Source organism: Streptomyces sp. NPDC001933 (assembly GCF_042890955.1).
Taxonomy (GTDB): Bacteria; Actinomycetota; Actinomycetes; order Streptomycetales; family Streptomycetaceae; genus Streptomyces.
Genome location: NZ_JBIASS010000001.1, coordinates 222,588 through 246,011, shown reverse-complemented (window position 1 = coordinate 246,011; position 23,424 = coordinate 222,588). Strand labels below are relative to the sequence as shown.

Below are 23,424 nucleotides of genomic sequence, written 5' to 3'. Positions count from 1 at the left end.
CCGTCGGATCCAGAACCCACGTCTGGGGCGTGAACTCCCTCGGCCAGATGTACCGCTACACCGGCCACGACTCCAACCCCTGGGTAGGCATCCCCGGTAACGCCGTCGACATCGGCGTCGCAGCCGACGGCACCGTATGGCACGTCAACTCAGCAGGCGGCATCTACCGCTACACCGGAGACCAGCCGAGCTGATCCCGGACGCCGATGAAGGTGGGCCCACGCGTGGTGCGCGTGGGCCCACTCTCCTTTGCGGCGGATGCTGTCGGGAAAACGTGTGTGCGTTCGGGATCTCCGCCGTGCAGGATGGCGTCGGAAAGCGAGGTCTCGTGGACGAGTTGAGGCGATTCCGTCAGGCGGCGGTCACCTGGGCGGCCGACGGAGCGGGGGCGGACGCGGCAGCCGCGGAGGCGCGGGAACTGGCCGTGGGTGTGCGTACGGTCGTGCTCGTCGAGGGAAGCAGCGACCAGGTGGCGATCGAGGCCCTGGCCACTCGCCACGGCCGCGACCTCGGCGCGGAGGGCGTCGCGGTGGTGCCGCTCGGCGGCGCGACGAGCATCGGCCGCTTCCTGAACGTGTGCGGCCCGCCGGGGCTCGGCCTCCCGCTGGCGGGGCTCTGCGACATCGGTGAGGAGCGGCACTTCCGGCGCCACCTGGAACGGGTCGGACTCGGCTCCGGCCTCACCCGTGCCGGACTGGAGACCCTCGGCTTCCAGGTGTGCGTCGCCGACCTGGAGGACGAGCTGATCCGCGCCCTCGGCGCCGACGGCGTACAGCAAGTGATCGAGGCCCAGGGCGAGATGCGCCCCTTCCTCACGTTCCAGGGCCAGCCGGCCCAGCGGGAACGCCCCGTGGAACACCAGCTGCGCCGGTTCATGGGCACGCACAGCGGCCGCAAGGCGCAGTACGCGCAGGCGCTGATCGCACACCTGGACCTCACGCACGTACCCCGGCCGCTGGAGCGCCTCCTCGCACACGTCTAGTACCGCGACCGGAGACGACCACCCGGGTTCGACGCGGAGGACCGCGGGCGGATGTGTCGTCGACCGGTTCGCGCGCGACGTGCGGGCGCTGCCCGTGGCCACGGTCACCGCGGTTCCGGGACGATGGATTCCGCGATGAAGAAGAACGCCGTGTACGGCATCACGCGGATGTCCGTGGCCGACAGTCAGGCGTTCGACTGCGACTGGGGCAATACCGGCACCTGCACGATCCAGTACAACTTCAGCCGTGACAACATCGGCGGCTTCTTCCTCGACTGCGACGGGTGCGGCACCATCGGCGGCGCCAAGCAGGTCATCCGCTACAACATCTCCGAGAACGACTGCCGCATGAGCAGCGTCAGCGCCGGCCGTTCCGCGCTGCACATGCCGAAGGTGCCGGGTCCTGGGCGGTGCCGACGGCTGCCGGCAGCGCACCCGATGGCAGAGCCGAGAAACCACCTGACAGAGCGCCACTAGCATGGCGGTCATGGCGATCATGTCAGCGACACGGGCGGGAGCGGCGGAGCGCATACTGCGCGGCATTCTCGACGCTGCGCGGGGTACGGACGGGGCGGACCCGGAGGAAGAGGGCGCCGCTCTGCGGGCGGTGGAGCGGGGGCGGCCCGCGCGTACGGTGGCGGCGAAGGTCGTGGCGGCCGGTGGGGTCGACGGTCAAGCGGCGGACGCATTGCGGGAGTTGGCGAAGTGTCGGCTCGGTGCGGACATGGACCGGTGGCGCGGCCTGTACGACGCGCTTCCCGGGTACCGGGGCGAGCTGACCGCGCTGCTCGCCGAGCAGCCGGCGCCCATGGGTTCCGGCGACACGCTCGGTGCGCCCGCGCCCCGCAGCGTCCACGCCACACTCGGGCTGCTCCTGGAGCACGCCGAGCCGTGCGACGCCGCCACCGCGCTGGCCGCGCTGCCCGAGCGGCTGACGGCGGACCTGCTCGCCGGCGGGGCACCGCCCGCACCTGCCCTCGTTGCCGCCGTGCTCGACCACGGCGACAGCCGTTCCCGTACCGCGCTGGCCGGACATCCCCGGCTCGACGCCCGGGTGCTCGCCCGGCTGGCCGCGATCGGCGACGCCCGGGTCTCGGCCGCCGTCTACCGCAACCCGCGCACCACCGCGTCCCTGCGCCGCGCCATCGCGCACCGGACCGACACCGTCCCCCTCGACGACGCGCTGCTCGCCGAGCTGACGGCACCGCACGGCGATGTGCCGCTCTCCTGGCTGGCGCCGCTGCTCGGCTCCGGCGACCCGCAGCTCGTGGGCCTCGCGCTGCGGGTCGGGTTCCGCCAGGTCGCGCAGCAGTACGCGCTGTTGCGGGTCTGGGAGCGGAGCGGCCCGGGCGCCGTACGCGCACTGCTCGACGCCCCTGCCGCCGCCTGGCTGAGCCGGACCGTCGTGACCACGGTGACCGACGCCCTGTCCGACACGGACGGCAACACGGGCAGCGACACGGACGGCGACACGGACGGCGACACAGGCAGCGACACGGGCAGCGACACGGGCGGCGACGCCCTGCGCCGGCTGCGCGCGGAGTGCGAACCGTACGAGGACCCGGCCCGGCTGCCCGCGCTGCTGGCCACCGCGCGGGGCACCAGCACCCTGCGCGATCTGCTGGCCGAGCCGTACGCGCACGATCTCGACGCCCTGGCCGCGGCCCACGCCACGACCCCGTTCATGCCCAAGGCCTGCGAGGAACTGGCCCGCCACGAGGCGGCGGACGACGCCCAGCGCCTGGCGTTCCGGCTGAGCGTCCTCAACGAGCCGTGGCGGGCCGGCGGACGCCGTGCGGGCAACAGCGCCCCGCCCGCGCGACGCCTTGCGGAGGAGGCGCTCGACGACAGCGCGACCCGCTGGGCGGAGGGCATGGTGGTTGCGGGGATCCTCGACCCCGTCGAGCTGGTCCGCACCGCGCGGCCCGCCGTCCACGCCGTGGCCGCGCTCGCCCGGCTCGCCGAACGGAACCTGCTCGGCGAGGCGTCCGCCGCCGAACTCCGCGCACTGGCCGCGGCCCACCTGGACGAACGGCCGCACGCCTGGGCGGCGCTCGACACCCTGCTGCCCGAACACGACGGAACCGTCGTGGAGTTGATCGCCGAGGCGGGCGCGGCCGCCGCCGTCGAGGAGACCGAGGAGAGCGTCGAACCCGGCCCGCCGGCCGCGGTGCCACCGCCCCGGGCGCCCCTGAACCGGGTGGACCGGGTCCACGCCCTGCCCGCCCTCGACCTGCTGTACTCCCTCGCCCCCGCCGACGCGCCGAAGCCCTCCTCCCCCGACGTCCTGCGCGCGCTGACCGTGTACGACTGGAGCGACGCGCCCGGCCTCACCACCCCGGACTGGTTCGCCGACGCCTGCGCCGCCGAGGGCATCCCCGCGTCCGAGCACGGCTACGTGTACGCCGCGCCCGGCCTCGCCGAGATACGCGCGGAACTCCCGGAGTCGTACGGATCGAGCACACACCTCACCGAACACGCCTACCGCCAGGGCGTGTTGCCCGCAGAAGAGCTGCTCACCATGCTGCCCGCGCACCGGCTGCTCCGCCTGCCCCACGACTGGCGGCGGCTGGCGTTCGCGGAGGCATGGCGCTCCGCGCTCACCCGGCTGTTGCGCTCCGAGCTCGGCACCGACCCCGACGCGTGGCTCCGCCTGGCCGCGACGGTGACGGCGTCCGAAGCCGCCGAGGAGGGGATGACCTGGGCGGAGTTGCTGGGGCGCGCGCAGTCGCGGTCCGGTGGAGCCGCCACGGCGGCGGACGGCGGGCCACTCGTACCGAAGCCCGGACCGGGCACACCCGACGAGGCGATCAGCCTCCTGGAGCGCGGCAACCATTTGTGGGCGTGGCCGGCGGGCACCCTGCTCTGCCTGGCCGACGCCGAGGTCGTCGACGCCGTGCTGCCCAGGCTCGGCCCCGACGGGCCCTGGCTCCTGGCCGCGTACCTGCTGCGGTACGACCGCACGCCGCTCCGGGTCCTCGACCGACTGCTCGCCGGACGCGACCGCGAGGCTCTGCGCGTCCTCGCCGCGCAGTCCCGCTGGATGAAGAGGAGCGGAGCGGTGGAGCGCCTCGTCGACCTCGACGACCCCGACGTGGACCTCGCCCTCCTGCGGCACTGGAACCCCCGGCCCACCGTCCACCGGATCGTGACCCGCTCACGGCCCGTCGCCGGGAGGACCTCGCTGGGCGGCCGGGTGCTGGCCGACTGGCGCGCCCGCGGCTCCGCCTATCCGGCCGGGGGCCTGGTGTGGCTCTGCTCCGCCGAGCCCGACCTCGTCGAGGAACTGCTCGCCAGGAAAGCAACGAAGCTCGGCCTCGGCCATCAACTCCTGGGCTGTCTGCGGCTGTTCGAGCACGGTGGTGCCGACCGGCTGGCCCGCGTCGCAAGCGCGGACCTGTTGGGGCGGGCCGCCACCACCGTGTGCGCGAAGGCCCTGGCCGCCGCCGACCCCGCCACCGTGCTCCGCGCCCGGCTCGACCGCGAACTGGCGCCGGGGAAGCTCGTCCCGAAGCTGCGGCGTGCCCCGCACGCCGCGCAGGCGCGCGAGATCGTCGGATCGCTCCCGCCGGGCGAGGCCGTGGACTGGGCGGCTCTCGAAGCCGCCCACGCCGAGGAGCCGATCCCGTACTGGTCCGACGTGGTCCGCCTCGACGACGTACCCGAGGAGGTCCGGCTGCGGCACGCGGCGCTGTTGCACGAGCCGGGTCCCGACGGGCTGTCCGGGAGCGTGCGGCTGACCCGGGAGCGGGCCCGGCACGGGCTCGGCGGCCTGTTCCACTGCGCGCCGGCCACCCAGCTGGACGGCCTGCTCGCGGCGGGCCTGCTGACCGGTGCGGACCTGCTGCGGTCGGCGGCCCCGGCCGCGCGCATCCTCACCTACCTGAGCGGGACCGCCCGCCGCGCCGACGCCCCGCCCGAGGCCGCCGCCGCACGGACCGGTCTCGCGGAGCTCGTACGCTCCCGGCTCGGCACGGACGAGAGGGCCTGGGCCCGCGTCGCCGGGCGGCTGGCCGGGCTGGACCCGGAGTGGGAGCCCATGTCACCGGTGGCCGCGCTGCTGGACATGGCCGGGACCGGATGACGCGTCGCTGCGGCGGGCGGTACGCGGTCAGTCGAAGATCGGGCCCTGCGTACGGGTCCGCTTGATCTCGTAGAAACCGGGGACCGACGCCACCATCAGCGTGCCGTCCCACAGCTTCGCCGCGTCCTCGCCCTTCGGGGCGGGGGTGACGACCGGGCCGAAGAAGGCGATCTGCTCGCCGTCCGCGCCCGGGACGGCGATGACCGGAGTGCCGACGTCCTGGCCGACCTTGTCGATGCCCTCCTTGTGGGAGGCGCGCAGCTCGATGTCGTACACGTCCGAGTCCGCGAAGTCCGCCAGCTCGGCCGGCAGGCCGACGTCCTGGAGCGCGCCCTCGACCGCCTCGCGGGTGGGGCCCTCGCCCTGGTTGTGGAAGCGGGTGCCGAGCGCGGTGTACAGCGGGCCGACGATCTCGTCGCCGTGCTTCTGCTGGGCGGCGACGACTACGCGGACCGGGCCCCAGCCCTTCTCCAGCAGCTCGCGGTACTCCTCCGGCAGCTCGTCGATCCGGTCCTCGTTGAGGACGGACAGGCTCATCACGTGCCAGCGGACCTCGACGTCGCGGACCTTCTCCACCTCCAGCATCCAGCGGGAGGTCATCCAGGCCCAGGGGCAGAGCGGGTCGAACCAGAAGTCGACGGGGGTCTTTCCGGTCGTCGCCGTGCTGTTGTCAGACATGTCTCTCCTCATGAGGGCGTTCGCACCTGTGGCGCAGAACGTTCACGGACGCACCGCTCATTCCCGCCTGCCGGGCCGAGTGACGGCATGGGAGGATCAAAGTATTCGAACGTGACACAAAGGAGTGCACCCGTGCCCGGTGAGAACCTGTCCCGCGACGAGGCCCGCGAGCGGGCCGAGCTGCTCAGCGTCGACGGCTACGAGGTCGATCTCGATCTGCGTTCCGCCGTCGACGGGCCCGACGGGGACGGGGACGCCGCCTCCGGCCCGCGGACCTTCCGCTCGGTGACCACGATCCGGTTCCGCAACGCGCGAGCGGGGGCGTCGACCTTCGCGGATCTCGTGGCGCCCGCCGTGAACGCGGTGACGCTCAACGGGCGGCAGCTCGACCCCGCCACCGTCTTCGACGGCACCCGGGTGGCGCTGGACGAGCTGCCGGAGGGCGAGAACGTCCTGGTGGTCGACGCGCAGTGCGCGTACAGCCGGACCGGCGAGGGCATGCACCGGTTCGTGGACCCGGAGGACGGCGAGGTCTACCTCTACACGCAGTACGAGCCGGCCGACTCGCGGCGGGTCTTCGCGAACTTCGAGCAGCCTGACCTGAAGGCCCCCTTCCGCTTCCAGGTGACGGCGCCCGAGGGCTGGACGGTCTGGAGCAACGGGGCGCAGGAGTCGCGGGACGGCGGGGTCTGGCGGTTCGCCGAGACGAAGCCGATCTCCACGTACATCACGGCGGTCGTCGCCGGTCCGTACCACTACGTGACGGACTCCTACAGCCGCACCTTCGAGGACGGCACGACGCTGGAGATCCCGCTCGGCGCGATGTGCCGCAAGGGACTCGCCCGGCACTTCGACGCGGACGACATCTTCCTGATCACCAAGCAGGGCCTGGACTTCTTCCACGACAACTTCGACTACCCGTACCCGTTCGGGAAGTACGACCAGGCGTTCGTGCCGGAGTACAACCTCGGCGCGATGGAGAACCCGGGCTGTGTCACGTTCCGCGAGGAGTACATCTTCCGCGGCAAGGTGACGCAGGCCGCGTACGAGGGCCGGGCCAACGTCATCCTGCACGAGATGGCGCACATGTGGTTCGGCGACCTCGTCACCATGCAGTGGTGGGACGACCTGTGGCTGAAGGAGTCGTTCGCCGACTTCATGGGCGCGTTCTCCATGGTGGAGTCGACCCGCTTCGAGAACGGCTGGATCACCTTCGCCAACAACCGCAAGTCCTGGGCGTACCGCGCCGACCAGCTGCCCTCCACGCACCCGATCACAGCCGACATCCGTGACCTGGAGGACGCCAAGCTAAACTTCGACGGCATCACGTACGCCAAGGGCGCCTCTGTGCTGAAGCAGCTGGTGGCGTACGTGGGGCGGGACGCGTTCCTGGAGGGCGCCCGGCGCTACTTCAAGAAGCACGCTTACGGCAACACGCAGCTGGGCGATCTGCTGTCCGTGCTGGCCGAGACGTCCGGGCGCGACATGACCACCTGGTCGCACTCCTGGCTGCAGACCGCGGGCGTCAACTCGCTGACCCCGGTGGCCACGTACGACGCGGCGGGCCGGATCACGGAGCTGGCGGTCCTCCAGGAGGCGGCCGAGTCCCACCCGGAGCTGCGGCCGCACCGGGTCGCGGTCGGCCTGTACCGGCGCTCCGCCGACGGCGACCTGGTGCGGTACGCCCGCGCCGAGGTCGACGTGGCCGGGCCGCGCACGGTGGTCGGGGAGCTGGCGGGGGCCGAGCGGCCCGAGCTGATCCTGGTCAACGACGACGACCTCACGTACTGCAAGGTCCGCTTCGACGAGGTGTCCCTGGCCACGCTGCGGGCGCACCTCGGCGACATGACCGACCCCCTGGCACGGGCGCTGTGCTGGTCCGCGCTGTGGAGCATGACCCGGGACGGGCTGATGCCGGCCCGCGACTTCGTCTCCCTGGTGCTGGCCTTCGCCGGCCGGGAGTCCGACATCGGCGTGCTCCAGATGCTGCACGCCTGGACCCGGACCGCGCTCACGCAGTACGCGACGCACGGGTGGCGCGAGGAGGGCGGCCGGGCGCTGGCCGAGGGCGCGCTGCGGGAGCTGCGGGTCGCCGAGCCGGGCAGCGAGCACCAGTTGGCGTGGGCGCGGTTCTTCGCGTCGGTCGCCGACTCGGAGGCGGACTTCCGGCTGCTGTCGGGGCTGCTGGACGGCTCGGCCCGGATCGACGGGCTCGACGTCGACCAGGAGCTGCGGTGGGCGCTGCTGTCCCCGCTCGCCTCGCACGGGGTGGCCGACGAGTCGGTCATCGATGCCGAACTGGCCCGCGACGACACGGCGTCCGGCAAGCGGCACCAGGTGCGGTGCCTGGCGTCGCGGCCCTCCGCCGCGGTCAAGGCGCAGGCGTGGGCGGGCGTGGTGGAGTCGGACGCGCTGTCCAACGCGCTGGTCGAGGCTACGATCGCGGGCTTCGCCCCGTCGTCGCAGCGGGAGCTGCTGGCGCCGTACACGGGCAAGTACTTCGACGCGATCGAGCGGGTCTGGGCCGAGCGGTCGATCCAGATCGGGGTGATCGTGGTCAAGGGCCTGTTCCCGGCGCTCCAGGACGACCCGTCGACGCTGGCCGCGACGGACGCCTGGCTGTCCGCCCACGAGGACGCGGCGCCGGCGCTGCGCAGGCTGGTGCTGGAGGCGCGGGACGACCTGGCGCGGGCACTGCGGGCGCAGGCGTGCGACGCGGGCGCGGCGGAGGCCGAAGCCAGGGCCGCGATCTGACGGGTGCGGGGCGGGGGGGGGGGGGGGGGGGGCGCGCCCCCCCCCCCCCCCCGCCCCTGCCCGTCCGGCTGCCGAACGGACTCGCCGGGCCTTTTCGGTCGTCGAACGCGCGTACTTTAGGACGGCGTTGTCCTGAATTGTCGACGAGCGTGTAACAGGGGTTAGCACCGCGACGGCTTGCGGGATACCCCGGAACATGACCCAGAACACGCCGCTCTCTCCCTGTCACCCCCGCACCTCCGGCGACGTCCGCCAATGCGTGCTGTCCGCAGCACAGTTGAGGGCGCGGGGGGTGTCCGCATCCGTGGCCGCCGCGCGTTGCGGGGACGGCGGGCCGTGGCAGCAGCCACTGCCCGGCGTGTACGTACTGCACCCGGAGCCGCCCACCGGCGAGGAACGACTGGTCTCCGCGCTGCTGTACGCCGGCCGGCCGCCGGCCGCCGGCCTCCGGCCGTCGGGACGTACCGGCGCAGCCGGAGGCCGGGCGGGACGCGCCGGCGCAGCCGGAGCCCGGGTACGGGGAGGCCATGGTCACCGGGCTCGCCGCGCTCGCCCTGCACGGGTTCGCCGCCGCCCCGGCGCCCGGGTCGGCGGCCGCCATCGACGTACTGGTGCCGCGCACCCGGCGGCTGCGCTCGGTCGGGTACGTGCGGCTGGTGCGCTCCGCCGGAACGCCCCGCGCCGAGCAGGTGCGCGGCCTGCCCGTGGCTCCTGTGGAGCGGGCGCTCGCGGACGCGATCACCGGGCTCCAGGACCCCTTGGCCGTACGCGGGCTGCTCATCGAGGCGGTTCGCGGCGGGCACTGCGAACCGGCTGTCGTGGTACGCGAGCTGAGCCGCGCCAAGCTGCTGGGCCGGCCCCAGGTGGTGGCGGCCGTCGACTCGTTCCTCGCCGAGGGGCGGGCGGTGGCGGAGGGCCGCCTCTACGACCTGGTGCGGACGTACGAACTGCCGGAGCCGCTGTGGAACGTGGAGCTGCGCCTGCCCGGCGGCCCCCGGCTCGGCGGCGTGGACGCCTACTGGCCCGAGCAGGCGGTCGCCGTGGAGCTGGACACCAGGGCGCCGCGGCTCGGCGGGTCCGGCGACGGCCGGCGCCGGGAGGAGCTCGGGGTCCAGTGGTCCGCGTACGCCGCCCGGCGGGAGCACCTGGAGGGGCTGGGCATCACCGTCGTCCACCTCACGCCGAAGAAGCTCCGCGACGCGAGCGAGCAGCAGGCGGTCGTGGTCCGTACGGCGCTGATGGCGGCGGCCTACCGCGAACCGGCCGCGCAGGTGGTGGTCCTGCCCCGTTGAGAGCGGCGGGACGGGTCACAGGTGCCACTTATCGACCGTTTCATCCCTGATGGCACATCAGTACCAGTGGCGGGATTCTGCCATGTCCACATCTCGCGCCCGCCAACTCTCCACAAACCCCTGTCATTTACGAAAGGGTGAGCGGTCATCCGGTACCGAATTCCGGACTCTCTCTTTCATATCCAGGGATGCTGATGACCTCCGAATCCCCCAGTTCCATACCCGGGGCGAGACGCGTGGCCCGAGTCGCGGCCGCTGCCGGTCTGGTGGCCGCGCTGGCCGCCACCGGCGTCGCCCCCGTCTTCGCCGCCGACGCGCCCGACACCGCTCCCGTCAAGTCGGCCGCCGAGGGCGCCACGGCGAACAAGCTCGGCACCAATGACGAGCAGCTTCTGGCCAAGGCGAAGACCAAGGGCCAGAAGAACATCACAATGATGGTCGCCACCGCTCCCGGTGCGACCGAGCAGGTCACCAAGCAGTTGGACGCCGTCAAGGGCTCCGTGCTGGGACGCACGTACGACAAGCTCGGCTATGTACGGGTCACCGTGCCCACCGCGACCGCCGACGCGACCATCAGGGCGGCGTCCAAGCTGTCGTCCGTCCAGGGCATCGATCTCAAGCAGGAGATCAAGCTGGACGACCCGACGCCCGCGGGCGACCGTGCCGCCGGCGCCGGGGTGAAGGTCAAGTCCACCGGCTCGTACCCGGCGCCCGGCAAGAAGACCCCGGCGAAGAACCCGTACAACCCGTCCTTCGAGACGGGCGCGGTCGACTTCGTCCAGCAGCACCCGAAGGCCGACGGCCGCGGGGTGACCATCGGCATCATCGACTCGGGTGTCGACCTCGGCCACCCGGCGCTGCAGAAGACCACCACCGGTGCCCGCAAGATCGTCGACTGGGTGACCGCGACCGACCCGGTCAGCGACGGCGACGGCACCTGGCTGCGGATGACGGACGCCGTGTCCGGCCCGACGTTCACGTACGAGGGCCGCACCTACAACGCGCCCGCGGGTGACTACCGGATCAGGCTGTTCGCCGAGTCCGCCACCAAGGGCGGCGACATGGCGGGCGACCTGAACCGCGACGGTGACACCACCGATGTCTGGGCCGTGCTCTACGACCCGGTCACCGGCACCACCCGGGTCGACCTGAACAGCAACGCGGACTTCTCCGACGACGCCGTTCTCAAGCCGTACAAGGAGAAGCACCAGGTCTCCTACTTCGGCAAGGACGACCCGCGGACCGACGTCGCCGAGCGCATCCCGTTCGTCGTCGAGACCCGCAAGAACGTCGTCTACAACGCCGCCGGTGACACCTCCGACTTCGTCAACATCGGTGTCATCGAGAGCGAGCACGGCACCCACGTCGCGGGCATCACCGCCGCGAACGGCCTGTTCGGCGGCAAGATGAACGGTGCCGCGCCGGGCGCGAAGATCGTCTCCTCGCGTGCCTGCACCTGGTCGGGCGGCTGCACCAACATCGCGCTCGTCGAGGGCATGACGGACCTCGTCGTGAACCGCGGTGTCGACGTCGTCAACATGTCGATCGGTGGCCTGCCGCCGCTCAACGACGGCAACAACGCCCGCGCCGCGCTCTACAAGCGGCTCGTCGACATGTACGGCGTCCAGCTGGTCATCTCGGCCGGCAACGACGGTCCGGGCGTCAACACCATCGGTGACCCCGGCCTCGCCGACCACGTGATCTCCGTCGGTGCGTCGATCTCCAAGGAGACCTGGGCCGCCAACTACGGCTCCAACGTCACCAAGAAGTACGACATGCTGCCCTTCTCCTCGCGCGGTCCGCGTGAGGACGGCGGCTTCGCGCCGATCCTGACCGCCCCGGGTGCGGCCATCAACACCACCCAGACCTGGCTGCCCGGCGGCCCGGTCAAGGAGTCGGGCTACTCGCTCCCCGCGGGCTACTCCATGCTCCAGGGCACCTCGATGGCCTCGCCGCAGGCCGCGGGCGCGACCGCGCTGCTGCTGTCCGCCGCGAAGCAGAAGCACATCGAGCTGCCCCCGGCCGACCTGCGCACCGCGCTGACCAGCACCGCCACCCACATCAAGGACGTGCCCGCGCACGCCCAGGGCTCCGGTCTGATCGACATCGTCGGCGCCTGGAAGCAGATCGAGAAGCAGGGCGCCCCGGCGCACGAGTACTCGGTGAAGGCGCCGGTCGACACCTCGATCGACTTCGCGCTGGAGACCCCCGGCTTCGGCACCGGCCTGTACGACCGCGAGGGCGGCCTGAAGGCCGGCCAGAAGAAGTCGTACGACGTCACGATCACCCGCACCACGGGTCCGGACAAGGCCGTCAAGCACAAGCTGTCGTGGAAGAACAACGACGGCACCTTCAAGCTGACCGGTTCGAGCACCGTCTCGCTGCCGCTGGGCAAGCCGGTGACCGTCAAGGTCCAGGCGAAGCCAGGCAGCGCGGGCGTGCACAGCGCGATCCTGAAGGTGGACGACAGCAGGACCGTCGGTGTGGACCAGCAGATCCTCACCACGGTGGTCGTCTCCACGGAGCTCGTGAAGCCCGGCTACGCGTTCAAGGCGTCCGGCTCGGTGCAGCGCAACGGCACCACGTCGTACTTCCTGACCGTGCCGGAGGGCGCCAAGACCCTTGAGGTCGCGATGAGCGCGCTGCGCTCGGGCAGCCAGACCCGCTTCATCTCCCTCCACCCGTACGGGGTGCAGATGGAGGACAGCTCCACGATCTTCTGCTACCCGAACTACGAGAGCCCGGCCAACACCTGCCGTCCGGACGTGCGCTCGTACAAGGACCCGCAGCCGGGCGTCTGGGAGATCGAGGTCGAGGCACGGCGTACGTCGCCGCTGCTGGACAACCCGTACAAGCTGGACGTCTCGCTGCTCGGCGCCACCTTCGACCCGGCGGTGCAGACCATCGCCGAGGCGAAGATCGGCACGCCCGCCGCGGTGGACTGGAAGGTCACCAACAACGCGGGCGACCTGGAGGGCAAGCTCAAGGGCGGCTCGCTGGGCTCGGCCAAGGTCGACAAGCCGTCGATCAGGACGGGCGACCAGCAGGAGTACACGGTCACCATCGGTGAGGGCGTCGAGAAGCTGGACGTCGCCATCGGCGGCACGGCGGACGCCAACGCCGACCTGGACCTGTACGTCTACCTGGGCGACAAGGAGGTCGGCACGTCGACCACCGCGGGCTCCGAGGAGGCCGTCAGCCTGGCGAAGCCGGCCGCCGGTACGTACACCGTCCTGATCGACGGCTACGACGTCCCGGCCGGCACCACCACGTACGACTACCGCGACGTGTACTACGCACCGTCGCTCGGCACGATCAAGGTCGACGAGTCGAAGGCCGTGAACCTGGCCAACGGCGCCTCGGCGCAGATCGGTGCCGAGGTCTCGGTCGCCGGGGCGGCCCCCGAGGGCCGGCAGTTCTTCGGCGAGGTCCACCTGGTGAACAGCCGCGGCACCGCCGCGGGCACCGGCAGCGTCGTGATCGAGAAGGTCACGCCGTAACGGTCACCGTGTGATCCGTACGACATGTACGGCAGTGGGGCGGGCGCCCGAAGGGGCTCCCGCCCCACTGCCATGTGCCCGGCCGGGCGGGGGCTGTCCGTACCCCGGACAATGGATTGGACAAGGAAGCCGTGGACATACGCATCATGGAGCGGCAACCGTGCCAGTTCGTACGTTCGAAGGAGTCCCTGTGAAGGTCGGAATCGTCGGCGCCACCGGTCAGGTCGGCACAGTCATGCGCAGGATCCTGGCCGAGCGCAAGTTCCCGGCCGACGAACTGCGGCTGTTCGCCTCCGCGCGCTCCGCGGGCTCGACGATCGAGTGGCAGGGCCGGGAGATCACCGTCGAGGACGCCTCGACGGCCGACTACACCGGGCTGGACATCGTGCTGTTCTCGGCCGGTGGCGCGACCTCGAAGGCGCTCGCCGAGAAGGTCGCCTCGCAGGGTGCCGTCGTGATCGACAACTCCTCCGCCTGGCGCAAGGACCCCGAGGTCCCGCTGGTCGTCTCCGAGGTCAACCCGCACGCGATCGCCGACCGGCCCAAGGGCATCATCGCCAATCCGAACTGCACCACGATGGCCGCCATGCCCGTGCTGCGCCCGCTGCACGACGAGGCCGGTCTCCGGACGCTGACCGTCGCCACCTACCAGGCGGTGTCCGGCTCCGGTCTGGCCGGTGTCGCCGAGCTGCACGGCCAGGCGTCCAAGGTCGTCGCCGAGGCCGACAAGCTCACTCACGACGGCGAGGCCGTCGAGTTCCCCGAGCCGGACGTCTACAAGCGCCCGATCGCCTTCAACGTGCTGCCGCTGGCCGGTTCGATCGTGGACGACGGCTCGTTCGAGACCGACGAGGAGCAGAAGCTCCGCAACGAGTCCCGCAAGATCCTGGAGATCCCGGAGCTGAAGGTGTCCGGCACCTGCGTCCGGGTCCCGGTCTTCTCCGGTCACTCGCTCCAGGTCAACGCCCGTTTTGCCCGCCCGATCAGCGTGGAGCGGGCGTACGAGCTGCTCAAGGACGCGCCGGGCGTCGAGATCTCCGAGATCCCCACCCCGCTCCAGGCGGCCGGCCAGGACGCCTCGTTCGTCGGCCGGATCCGGGTCGACGAGACCGTGGAGAACGGTCTCGCGCTCTTCGTCTCCAGCGACAACCTGCGCAAGGGCGCGGCGCTGAACGCGGTGCAGATCGCGGAGCTGGTCGCGGCGGAGCTGAACGGCTGACGCCGGACGGACACGTACGAAAGGGCGGCCACCGGGTGCGGTGGCCGCCCTTTCGCATGCGTTCGTCCGGGTGTGCTTCGTCCGGGTGCGCTCAGAGGGCGAGGTGGCGTCGCAGGGCGGCGTCGATCTCGGCCATGCGCCGGCGGGGGACGGTGCCGACGCGTCGGAGGAACCGCTCGTGAGCCATCGCGCGCACCTGCTCGCACTGCGCCTTGGAGTCCAGTGGCAGACCGCACTCCGCCGCCTGGAGCAGCACCTGGAAGGGATAGACCCGGAAGGTGTTCGACGTCAGCGGCACCACGGTGATCACACCGCGCCCCGTGCGCGTCACCACCGCGTTGGCGCCGTCGTTCGAGATGACCACCGACGGACGGGCCTTGTTGGCCTCGCTGCCGCGCACCGGCTCGTAGTCGACCAGGTAGATGTCACCGCGCCTCATCGGTCAGCCCGTCACCCGAGAACTTGTCCCAGAACGCGGCGTCCTCGCTCGCGCCCCATTCCGCGAACGCCGCCTCGTAGTCGGCCTCCAGATTCGAGGCGCGCAGCAGCTCGATCGCGGCGTGGATCACCGCGGACCGGGAGTCCGCCTCGGTCTTCGTGGCGTACTCGTCGAGGAAGGCGACGTCCTCCTGCGGCAGGCTCACGCTGATCTTCATACCATCGATGCTACCGCAGTGGCATTCGCGTAGCTACTCCGTTCCGGCGCACGACGTGGAAGGATGACCGGAAACGTCACACACCAAGGAGATGACCGCGTGCCTGGCACGAATCTGACCCGCGAAGAGGCACAGGAGCGGGCGCGCCTGCTGACCGTGGACGCGTACGAGATCGATCTCGACCTCTCCGGAGCGCAGGAGGGCGGCACCTACCGGTCCGTGACCACCGTGCGCTTCGACTCCGCCGAAGCCGGTGCGGAGACCTTCATCGACCTGGTCGCCCCGGCCGTGCACGAGGTCGAGCTGAACGGCAAGTCGCTGGACGTCGCGGCCGTGTTCCGCGACTCGCGCATCGCGCTGCCGCACCTGGTCGCGGGCTCCAACGAGCTGAAGGTCGTCGCCGACTGCGCGTACACCAACACGGGCGAGGGCCTGCACCGCTTCGTCGACCCGGTCGACCAGCAGGCTTACCTGTACACCCAGTTCGAGGTGCCGGACGCCCGCCGCGTCTTCGCGAGCTTCGAGCAGCCGGACCTGAAGGCGACGTTCCGGTTCACCGTGAAGGCGCCGCAGGGCTGGACGGTCATCTCGAACTCGCCGACGCCCGAGCCGAAGGACGACGTCTGGTCCTTCGAGCCGACGCCGCGCATCTCGTCGTACATCACGGCGCTGATCGCCGGCCCGTACCACTCGGTGCACAGCAGCTACGAGAAGGACGGCCGGTCCGTCCCGCTCGGCATCTACTGCCGTCCGTCGCTGGCCGAGTTCCTCGACGCGGACGAGATCTTCGACGTCACGCGGCAGGGCTTCGACTGGTTCCAGGAGAAGTTCGACTACGACTACCCGTTCGCCAAGTACGACCAGCTGTTCGTCCCGGAGTTCAACGCCGGTGCGATGGAGAACGCGGGCGCGGTCACCATCCGCGACCAGTACGTGTTCCGGTCGAAGGTGACGGACGCGGCGTACGAGCGGCGTGCGGAGACCATCCTGCACGAGCTGGCGCACATGTGGTTCGGCGACCTCGTCACCATGGAGTGGTGGAACGACCTGTGGCTGAACGAGTCGTTCGCCACGTACACCTCGGTCGCCTGCCAGGCGTACGCCGAGGGCTCGAAGTGGCCGAACTCCTGGACCACGTTCGCCAACTCCGAGAAGACCTGGGCCTACCGCCAGGACCAGCTGCCCTCCACGCACCCGATCATGGCGGACATCCGTGACCTGGACGACGTGCTGGTCAACTTCGACGGGATCACCTACGCCAAGGGCGCCTCGGTCCTGAAGCAGCTGGTGGCGTACGTCGGCATGGACGAGTTCTTCAAGGGCGTCCAGGCGTACTTCAAGGCGCACGCGTTCGGCAACACCCGGCTCCCCGACCTGCTGGGCGCCCTGGAGGAGACCTCCGGCCGCGACCTGAAGACCTGGTCGAAGGCATGGCTGGAGACGGCTGGCATCAACGTCCTGCGCCCCGAGCTCACCACGGACGAGAACGGCCACGTCACCTCGTTCACCGTGCTCCAGGAGGCCCCGGCCCTGCCCGCCGGCGCGAAGGGCGAGCCGACGCTGCGGCCGCACCGCATCGCCATCGGCTGCTACGAACTCGACGGCTCCGGCAAGCTGGTCCGCACGAACCGGATCGAGCTGGACGTCGACGGCGCGCGCACGACCGTGCCGTTCCCGGCCGGTACCGCCCGCCCCGCCGTGATCCTGCTCAACGACGACGACCTCTCGTACGCGAAGGTCCGGCTCGACGAGGAGTCGCTGCGCGTCGTCACCGAGCACCTCGGCGACTTCACCGAGTCGCTCCCCCGCGCCCTGTGCTGGGCCTCCGCCTGGGACATGACCCGCGACGGCGAGCTGGCGACCCGCGACTACCTGGCCCTGGTGCTCTCCGGCATCGGCAAGGAGTCGGACATCGGCGTCGTCCAGTCGCTGCACCGCCAGGTGAAGCTGGCGCTGGACCTGTACGCGGCGCCGGAGTGGCGCGAGGCCGGGCTGACGCAGTGGACCGAGGCCACCCTCGCGCACCTGCGCGCGGCGGAGCCGGGCAGCGACCACCAGCTGGCCTGGGCGCGCGCCTTCGCGGCGACGGCCCGCACCCCGCAGCAGACGGACCTGCTCCAGTCGCTGCTCGACGGCAGGGAGGTGATCGAGGGCCTGGCCGTCGACACCGAGCTGCGCTGGGCGTTCGTCGAGCGGCTCGCCGCGACCGGTCTCCTCGATGAGGACGAGATCGCCGCCGAGTACGAGCGGGACAAGACGGCGGCGGGCGAGCGCCACGCGGCGACCGCCCGCGCGGCGCGTCCCACCGAGGAGGCGAAGGCGGAGGCGTGGGCCTCGGTCGTCGAGTCCGACAAGCTGCCGAACTCCCTCCAGGAGGCGGTCATCGCCGGCTTCGTCCAGACCGACCAGCGCGAACTGCTGGCCCCGTACACGGAGAAGTTCTTCGCCTCGGTCAAGGACGTCTGGGACTCGCGCAGCCACGAGATGGCCCAGCAGGTCGCGGTCGGCCTCTACCCGGCCCTCCAGGTCTCGCAGGACACCCTGGACGCCACGGACGCCTGGCTCTCCTCGGCGGACCCGAGCGCGGCCCTGCGCCGGCTGATGTCGGAGTCCCGTTCGGGCGTCGAGCGCGCCCTGAAGGCCCGCGCCGCGGACGCGGCGGCGGCGGCGTAACGCGCCGGACGGCCGAGCAGTGAGGGGCGCCTCCCGCTGGTACCGCCACGGCGGGGGGCGCCCCTTCTTCGTGTTCGACGTGCTCCGGGCCGGGTGACGTGGAAACCGCCCGTCGGACGGGCGCGGTCGCGCAGCCGTCCGACGGGCGGGAGCAGGGAGGTACCGGGGGTCCGGGTGCCGGTCAGGACCTGGCCGAGGCCCTGACCCGCCGGACAGGCCTTACGCGCCGGACTCCTCGTAGCGGCGGGCCAGTTCGGCCGTGCCGGACTCCGTCAGGCTGCCGTGCAGGCGCATGCGGGCGACGCCGCCGTCCGGGAAGGCGTCGAGGCGGACGTGGGTGACGATCGCCTGGGCGCGGAGCGGGAAGCGGTGCAGGGCGTCGGGCTGGAGCCGGGTGCGGGGGATGATCTCGAACCACTCGCCGGTCTCGCCGTTGCGGCCCTGGAGGGCGATCCAGCCGGCCGAGTTGCCCTTGAGGTAGGCCGTGTCGATCTCGACCGCGCGGACCGCGCCCTGGGCGGGGAGGCGGAAGCGGACCCAGTCGTTCGTGTCGCGGACCCGGCGGCGGCGGTTCTCCCAGCCATCGTCCATCTTGCGGGAGGTGCCCGGCAGGATGATCTGGGTCGGCGAGGAGTAGAAGCGGTCGGAGGCGTCCTCGTAGCTGCCGCCGTTCAGGACCGAGATCAGGTCGAACGTGCCGAGCGTGGCGAGCCAGGACGGGTCGGGGAGGACCTCGCCGTGGACGCGGAGGCGGGCGATGCCCCCGTCGGGGTGCTGGCACAGGCGGATGTGGGTGTAGCGGCGGCCGCCGGTGATCTCGAAGCCGTTGGCTGCGTGGCCGAGCACGGGGGTCGGCGGGACGATCTCCTCCCACTTCACGTCGTCGGCGAGGAGGTCCTCGGGGCTGGGCGTGCCCTCGACCGCGGTGGCCTGGATCGATACGCGCTGCGGGTAGTTGCCGCGGAAGTGGGCCGTGTCGACGACGATGCCGCGGATGATGCCGGGCGCGCCGAGGCGGATCAGGGCCCAGTCGTGCTCGCCGGGGGCCGGGAAGGGGTTGTCGGCGTCCGCGCCACGTCGGCGGCGGGTCTCCCAGCCGTCCATGATCTTGCCCTTGTGGCCGAAGTGCTCGGGGTCGAAGACCGCGCGCTCCCGGAGCAGCAGGTTCTCGCGCTGGGCGAAGAACTCGTCGTTGGCGGCGATCACGCCCGCGCCGAGACGGCGGTCGGCGAGGTCGACGAGTTCGGTGAAGGGGAGGTCGGTGGTCCGGTAGTCGGCGTACGGGTCACCACCGCCGTACGGGGCCGCGTCGTTGGCGTGGGGGTCCTCGTGGTGGTTCTCATTCTGATCGAAGGTCATGCGTCCACTGTCGCGGCGGACGACCCATCAGGTCCAGCGAAAGTTTTTGCACTGTTCATTCAGTTGAAGTGAACGAATCGGCTGTCGCGGTGAGCGCGACGAGGACCCTGGCCACCGCGGGGCCCCGCTCGGCGCCCTGCCGGACCGCCGCCACCACATGGCGGCGCGGCTGGTCGGCGTCGAGTGCGCGCATCACCACGCCGCCCCGGCTGCGGCGTTCCGCCGACGCCATGCGCGGGACCAGCGCCACTCCCATGCCCGCCTCGACCATGGCCAGGATCGCCGTCCAGCCGGAGGCGCTGTGCGCCTGCTCGGGTACGAATCCGGCGGCCTCGCAGGCGGCCGTCGTGATCTGCGACCAGGGCCCCGAGCCGCCGAAGATCCACGGCTCGCCGGAGAGGTCCGCCAGCCGGAGGGCGGGCGCGGCGGCGAGCGGGTGGTCCGCGGGCAGCGCCACGTCCAGGGGGTCCGCGAGCAGCGGCAGCACTGCGAACCGGGGATCGCGGGCCGTCGGGGCGTGCGCGGCGAGGGACAGGGCGAGGTCGACGTCACCGGCGGCCAGGAGCTCGTACGCCTGCCCGGCCTCCGCCTCCCGCACCCGCACGTCGGGGCCCGGCCGGTCCTCGGCGCGCAGCCGTTGGACGGCCGGTACGACGAGGGCGGACACGGCGGTGGAGAACGCCGCGATCCGCACCTCGCCGGCCTCGCCGCGCAGATAGCCGGTCAGTTCGGCGTCGGCGCGCTCCAGTTGGGCGAAGACGGCCTCGGCGTGGCGCAGTACGAGGTGCGCGGCATCGGTGAGCCGGACCCGCCGGCCCTGCGCCTCCAGGAGCGGCACGCCGAGCTGCCTGGACAGGGCGGAGAGCTGCTGCGAGACGCCGGAGGGGGTCATCAGCAGGGCCTGCGCGGTGGCGGTGACCGTGCCCCGGTCGCGCAGGGTGCGCAGGATGCGGAGCTTCTTGACGTCCCACTCGATCATGGCCGCAACCTACCGGGCGCCGCGGACCGGGTGCCCGGCTCGGGACGGGGTGCCCGGCCGCGGGCAGGCGTGTGCGTCGCCCGGCACTCGCCGCGGACATGCGTGTGCGCCGCTCGGTACTCGTGGAGTACCTGCGGCGCACTCGGGACGGGCGTGGAGTGTCAGGCCTGCTTCTTGGACTTGTCCAGGACCATGACCAGGCCCGTGATGACCAGGAACAGGACGATGGGTGCCACGACGTAGAGGCCGATGGTCTCCATCGCGCTCAGGCCGGGCCCCGGGTCGTCACCGTCGTCGCGGGTGAGCGCGAGCGCGGGGGACGACATGAGCAGCATCATCAGCGTCGTTCCGGCCGCGACGGCGCCGGCGCGCATAGCGTTCTTCTTGTCCACGGTGCAAACGTAGCGAACGCCCGCGAGGGGCGCGCGCCCGGGGGTGCCGTACGGGGTCGGGGGCGGGGCTCGGGGCTGGGCTCCGGGCAGAGTCGGCGCAAGGTCCTGGCGGGGTCACCGGGTGGGATCCGGGCGGTTGGCGCACGGTTCGAAGACCTCCATCAGCCGGTGCAGACGGGGCGCGGCGGCCAGTTCCTCCAGGGTGACCGGGTGGCCCTCCGCGTCGGCGACGGGCAGGCGCCAGTTGGGGTACTGGTCCCAGGTGCCGGGGAGGTTCTGCGGGCGGCGGTCACCGAGCGCGTCGGGCAGCCAGACGCCGGTCATCCGGGCGGGGGTGCGCAGCAGGAAGCGGTGCACGGCGCGTACGCAGCCCTCCTCGTCGCCCTCGCCCTCGGGGAGCAGGCCGAGCCTGGAGAGGTACCCGAGCCACTCGGCGGTGTCCGCCGCGTCCGCCGTCAGCTCCTGGTCCAGGGGGCGGGTGAGCAGGCCGAGGCGGTGGCGCAGCGTCACATGGTCGCCGGTCAGCCGGGCCGCGGTGGACGGCAGGTCGTGGGTGGTGACCGTCGCCAGGCAGTCCTCGCGCCACTGCTCGGGGGCCAGCGGGCGGCCGGTGCCCGCCCAGTCCCGCTCGAACCAGAGGACGGAGGTGCCGAGGATCCCGCGCCGGACCAGCGCCTCGCGGACCCCCGGTTCCACGGTGCCGAGGTCCTCCCCCATGACGACCGCGCCGGCCCGGTGCGCCTCCAGGACGAGGACGGCGAGCATCGCCTCGGCGTCGTGGGTGACATAGGTGCCCTCGGTGGGCGGGCGCCCCTCGGGCACCCACCAGAGCCGGAACAGGCCCATGACGTGGTCGATGCGCAGGGCGCCCGCGTGGGCGAGGAGTCCGCGCAGCAGTCCGCGGTAAGGGGCGTAGCCGGACGCGGCGAGGACGTCCGGGCGCCAGGGCGGCAGGCCCCAGTCCTGGCCCCGGGCGTTGAAGGCGTCGGGCGGCGCGCCGACGGCCATGCCGTGCGCGAAGGCGTCCTGCTGGGCCCAGGCGTCGGCGCCGCCGGGGTGCACGCCGACGGCGAGGTCGTGGACGACGCCGACGGCCATGCCCGCGTCGAGGGCGGCGCGCTGGGCTTCGGCGAGCTGACCGTCGGTCAGCCAGGCGAGCCGGCAGTGGAAGTCGACCCGGTCCAGCAGCCCGGCGCGGGCGCGGGCGGTCTCCTCGGAGCGGGGGTCACGCAGCCCGGCGGGCCAGGCGTGCCAGTCGGAGCCGTGCACCTCGGCGAGCGCGCACCACAGGGCGTGGTCCTCCAGGGCCTGTCCCTGCCCGGCCAGGAAGTCGCAGTACGCGGCGCGGCGGCCGGGGGCGAGGGGCACCTTCCGTACGAGTTCGAGCGCCTGGCGCTTGAGCTCCCAGACGGCGTCACGGTCGATCAGGGCGCCCTTGTTCAGGACGGTGTCGCTGAGCGCCGCGGCGTCCTGGCGCAGGTCGTCGAGGGTGGCCCGGTCCGTCACGTGCCCGTACTCGGGGACGGACTCGACGCGCAGATGCACGGGGTCGGGGAAGCGCCGCGACGAGGGGCGGTAGGGGGACGGGTCGGTGGGGCTGCCGGGCACGGCGGCGTGCAGCGGGTTGATCTGGACGAATCCGGCGCCGAGGGTCCGGCCGGACCAGGCGGCGAGGTCGGCGAGATCCCCGAGGTCGCCCATGCCCCAGGAACGGGCGGAGAGCAGGGAGTAGAGCTGGACGAGGAAGCCGTGGGCGCGGGCGGACGGCCGGGGCGCCCGGGGCGGGGCGACGACGAGCGTGCCGGCTCCGCTCCGGCCGCCGGGCGCCCGTACGGCCAGCCGGTGCACCCCGAGCGGCGGCTCGGTCCACCAGGCGGGGACCGCGGGCGCCCCCGTACCGGCATCCCCGCCCCCCGCACCCCCTTCGTCCCCTTCGTCCACCGGGCCCGTACGCCCGTCGGCGGCGCCCCGTGCCGAAACGGCCGGATCCGGTCGGTCGGCCTGGACGCGCATCCGCGGCGGCGGGTCCGCACCGGGGTCTTCGAGGGCGATGTCCAGCGTGGTGCCGGGCGGCAGGGCGGTCAGGGCCGCGGGCAGCGGCTCACCGGCCCACACCACCAGGGTCGGCGGGAGCAGCCGGGAACGGGCCGCGGACTCGGCGGCGGCGAGCGACCGCCGTACCGCCTCGGGCGTGGCGGCGTCCACGCCGAGCGCGGCGAGCACGGCGACGACCGTGTCGTCGGGGACGGACACCGTCACATCGGGGGACGGGGAGTAGGAGGTGGCGACGCCGTGCAGTGCGGCGAGCCGGGACAAGCCCATTCAGACTCCTGGGAACTCCATGCCCCACGCGCCGCCGGACGCGGCCGGCTCGCTGGTCAGCGGGGCGTTTACGGCGAGCGGGGGTTCGCTGGTCAGAGGTGTGGCGTCGGCGAGCGGCGGCTCGCTGGTGAGAGGTATCGCATCGGCGAGCGGCGGCTCGCTCGTCAGCGGGCCGGTGCGGGGCACGGGGACCGGGAGCGGGCCGGGCACGGGGGCCGCACCGCCCGGCGGGGCGGTGGCGTCCGGCACCTGTCCGGAGAGGGCGGAGAGCAGAAGCTGTGCGGCGGCGGGCATGGTGGCCTCCTGGCCGTGGGGTGACAGGACACAGCAGACCTACCCGGCGGACTCGACCACAGACGTAGGCGTCATCACAACGAGTCCAACGTGCCCTGGGTCACATTCCGTTCCCAGCAGGCCGGTTCTCCGCAAGTTGTCCGCCTTTTTCGGCCATTCGGCGTCATCTTTGGCGTCCGCCGCCGCGCCCCGCCGCCACTCGCCCGGCCCACTAAATCGGGCATTTCCGGCACACCACCC

Annotated in this window: 16 protein-coding genes and 1 pseudogene; 9 read left to right on the top strand and 8 right to left on the bottom strand. The window is 72.3% G+C overall.

Annotated features, from left to right (window positions below; translation table 11 throughout):
- The 4 genes from ACFYY7_RS01010 to ACFYY7_RS00995 form a co-directional block, all read left to right on the top strand.
- The coding region (locus ACFYY7_RS01010) for a tectonin domain-containing protein (protein WP_388655538.1) at window positions 1–194 on the top strand (194 nt) is incomplete at its 5' end.
- 134 nt (window positions 195–328) lie between these two features.
- The gene (locus ACFYY7_RS01005) at window positions 329–982 is read left to right on the top strand and encodes a TOPRIM nucleotidyl transferase/hydrolase domain-containing protein (RefSeq protein WP_388657056.1); all 654 of its coding nucleotides are present in this window, start codon (window positions 329–331) and stop codon (window positions 980–982) included.
- Between the two features lie 135 nt (window positions 983–1,117).
- A complete protein-coding gene (locus ACFYY7_RS01000) occupies window positions 1,118–1,459 on the top strand; it encodes a hypothetical protein (protein WP_388655536.1) in 342 nt (113 codons plus the stop codon).
- A gap of 10 nt (window positions 1,460–1,469) precedes the next feature.
- Entirely contained in the window at window positions 1,470–5,066 is a 3,597-nt protein-coding gene (locus ACFYY7_RS00995) for a hypothetical protein (protein ID WP_388655535.1), read from the top strand.
- A 27-nt stretch (window positions 5,067–5,093) separates the two neighbouring features.
- Here ACFYY7_RS00995 and ACFYY7_RS00990 read toward each other — a convergent pair whose 3' ends face one another.
- On the bottom strand, window positions 5,094–5,744 hold the full coding sequence (locus ACFYY7_RS00990; protein WP_388655533.1) for a disulfide bond formation protein DsbA: 651 nt from the start codon (window positions 5,742–5,744) through the stop codon (window positions 5,094–5,096).
- A 132-nt stretch (window positions 5,745–5,876) separates the two neighbouring features.
- On the opposite strand from ACFYY7_RS00990, the gene pepN (ACFYY7_RS00985) reads away from it, so the two are divergent.
- The 4 genes and pseudogenes from pepN (ACFYY7_RS00985) (at window position 5,877) to ACFYY7_RS00970 (ending at window position 14,509) form a co-directional block, all read left to right on the top strand.
- Entirely contained in the window at window positions 5,877–8,498 is a 2,622-nt protein-coding gene (gene pepN / locus ACFYY7_RS00985; protein ID WP_388655531.1) for an aminopeptidase N, read from the top strand.
- A 196-nt stretch (window positions 8,499–8,694) separates the two neighbouring features.
- Window positions 8,695–9,790: pseudogene (locus ACFYY7_RS00980) on the top strand (hypothetical protein).
- 188 nt (window positions 9,791–9,978) lie between these two features.
- Window positions 9,979–13,290 (top strand): S8 family serine peptidase, encoded by a 3,312-nt coding sequence (locus ACFYY7_RS00975; protein WP_388655529.1) that lies wholly within the window; start codon window positions 9,979–9,981, stop codon window positions 13,288–13,290.
- A gap of 190 nt (window positions 13,291–13,480) precedes the next feature.
- Window positions 13,481–14,509 (top strand): aspartate-semialdehyde dehydrogenase, encoded by a 1,029-nt coding sequence (locus tag ACFYY7_RS00970; protein ID WP_388655528.1) that lies wholly within the window; start codon window positions 13,481–13,483, stop codon window positions 14,507–14,509.
- Window positions 14,510–14,600: 91 nt separating this feature from the next.
- On the opposite strand, the gene ACFYY7_RS00965 is transcribed toward ACFYY7_RS00970, so the two are convergent.
- A complete protein-coding gene (locus ACFYY7_RS00965) occupies window positions 14,601–14,948 on the bottom strand; it encodes a type II toxin-antitoxin system PemK/MazF family toxin (protein ID WP_388655526.1) in 348 nt (115 codons plus the stop codon).
- Window positions 14,935–15,165, bottom strand: coding sequence for a ribbon-helix-helix domain-containing protein (locus ACFYY7_RS00960; RefSeq protein WP_388655524.1), 231 nt, complete (start codon window positions 15,163–15,165; stop codon window positions 14,935–14,937). The genes ACFYY7_RS00965 and ACFYY7_RS00960 overlap by 14 nt, the downstream gene beginning before the upstream one ends.
- A 99-nt stretch (window positions 15,166–15,264) precedes the next feature.
- Here ACFYY7_RS00960 and pepN (ACFYY7_RS00955) point away from each other — a divergent pair, with 99 nt between their 5' ends.
- Window positions 15,265–17,838, top strand: a complete 2,574-nt coding sequence (gene pepN / locus ACFYY7_RS00955) for an aminopeptidase N (RefSeq protein ID WP_388655522.1) — start codon at window positions 15,265–15,267, stop codon at window positions 17,836–17,838.
- Window positions 17,839–18,057: 219 nt separating this feature from the next.
- Here the strand turns inward: pepN (ACFYY7_RS00955) and alc are convergent, their stop codons facing one another.
- The 5 genes from alc to ACFYY7_RS00930 all read right to left on the bottom strand — a co-directional run bounded on the left by alc (window position 18,058) and on the right by ACFYY7_RS00930 (window position 23,184).
- Complete coding sequence (gene alc, locus ACFYY7_RS00950) at window positions 18,058–19,197, bottom strand: allantoicase (protein ID WP_351251078.1); 1,140 nt, start codon at window positions 19,195–19,197, stop codon at window positions 18,058–18,060.
- Window positions 19,198–19,252: 55 nt separating this feature from the next.
- Entirely contained in the window at window positions 19,253–20,176 is a 924-nt protein-coding gene (locus ACFYY7_RS00945; RefSeq protein WP_388655520.1) for a LysR family transcriptional regulator, read from the bottom strand.
- A gap of 161 nt (window positions 20,177–20,337) precedes the next feature.
- Window positions 20,338–20,568, bottom strand: coding sequence for a hypothetical protein (locus ACFYY7_RS00940; protein WP_124717671.1), 231 nt, complete (start codon window positions 20,566–20,568; stop codon window positions 20,338–20,340).
- 114 nt (window positions 20,569–20,682) lie between these two features.
- Window positions 20,683–22,890, bottom strand: coding sequence for a 4-alpha-glucanotransferase (malQ, locus tag ACFYY7_RS00935; protein WP_388655518.1), 2,208 nt, complete (start codon window positions 22,888–22,890; stop codon window positions 20,683–20,685).
- A complete protein-coding gene (locus ACFYY7_RS00930) occupies window positions 22,891–23,184 on the bottom strand; it encodes a hypothetical protein (protein ID WP_388655516.1) in 294 nt (97 codons plus the stop codon).
- Window positions 23,185–23,424: the final 240 nt, after the last annotated feature.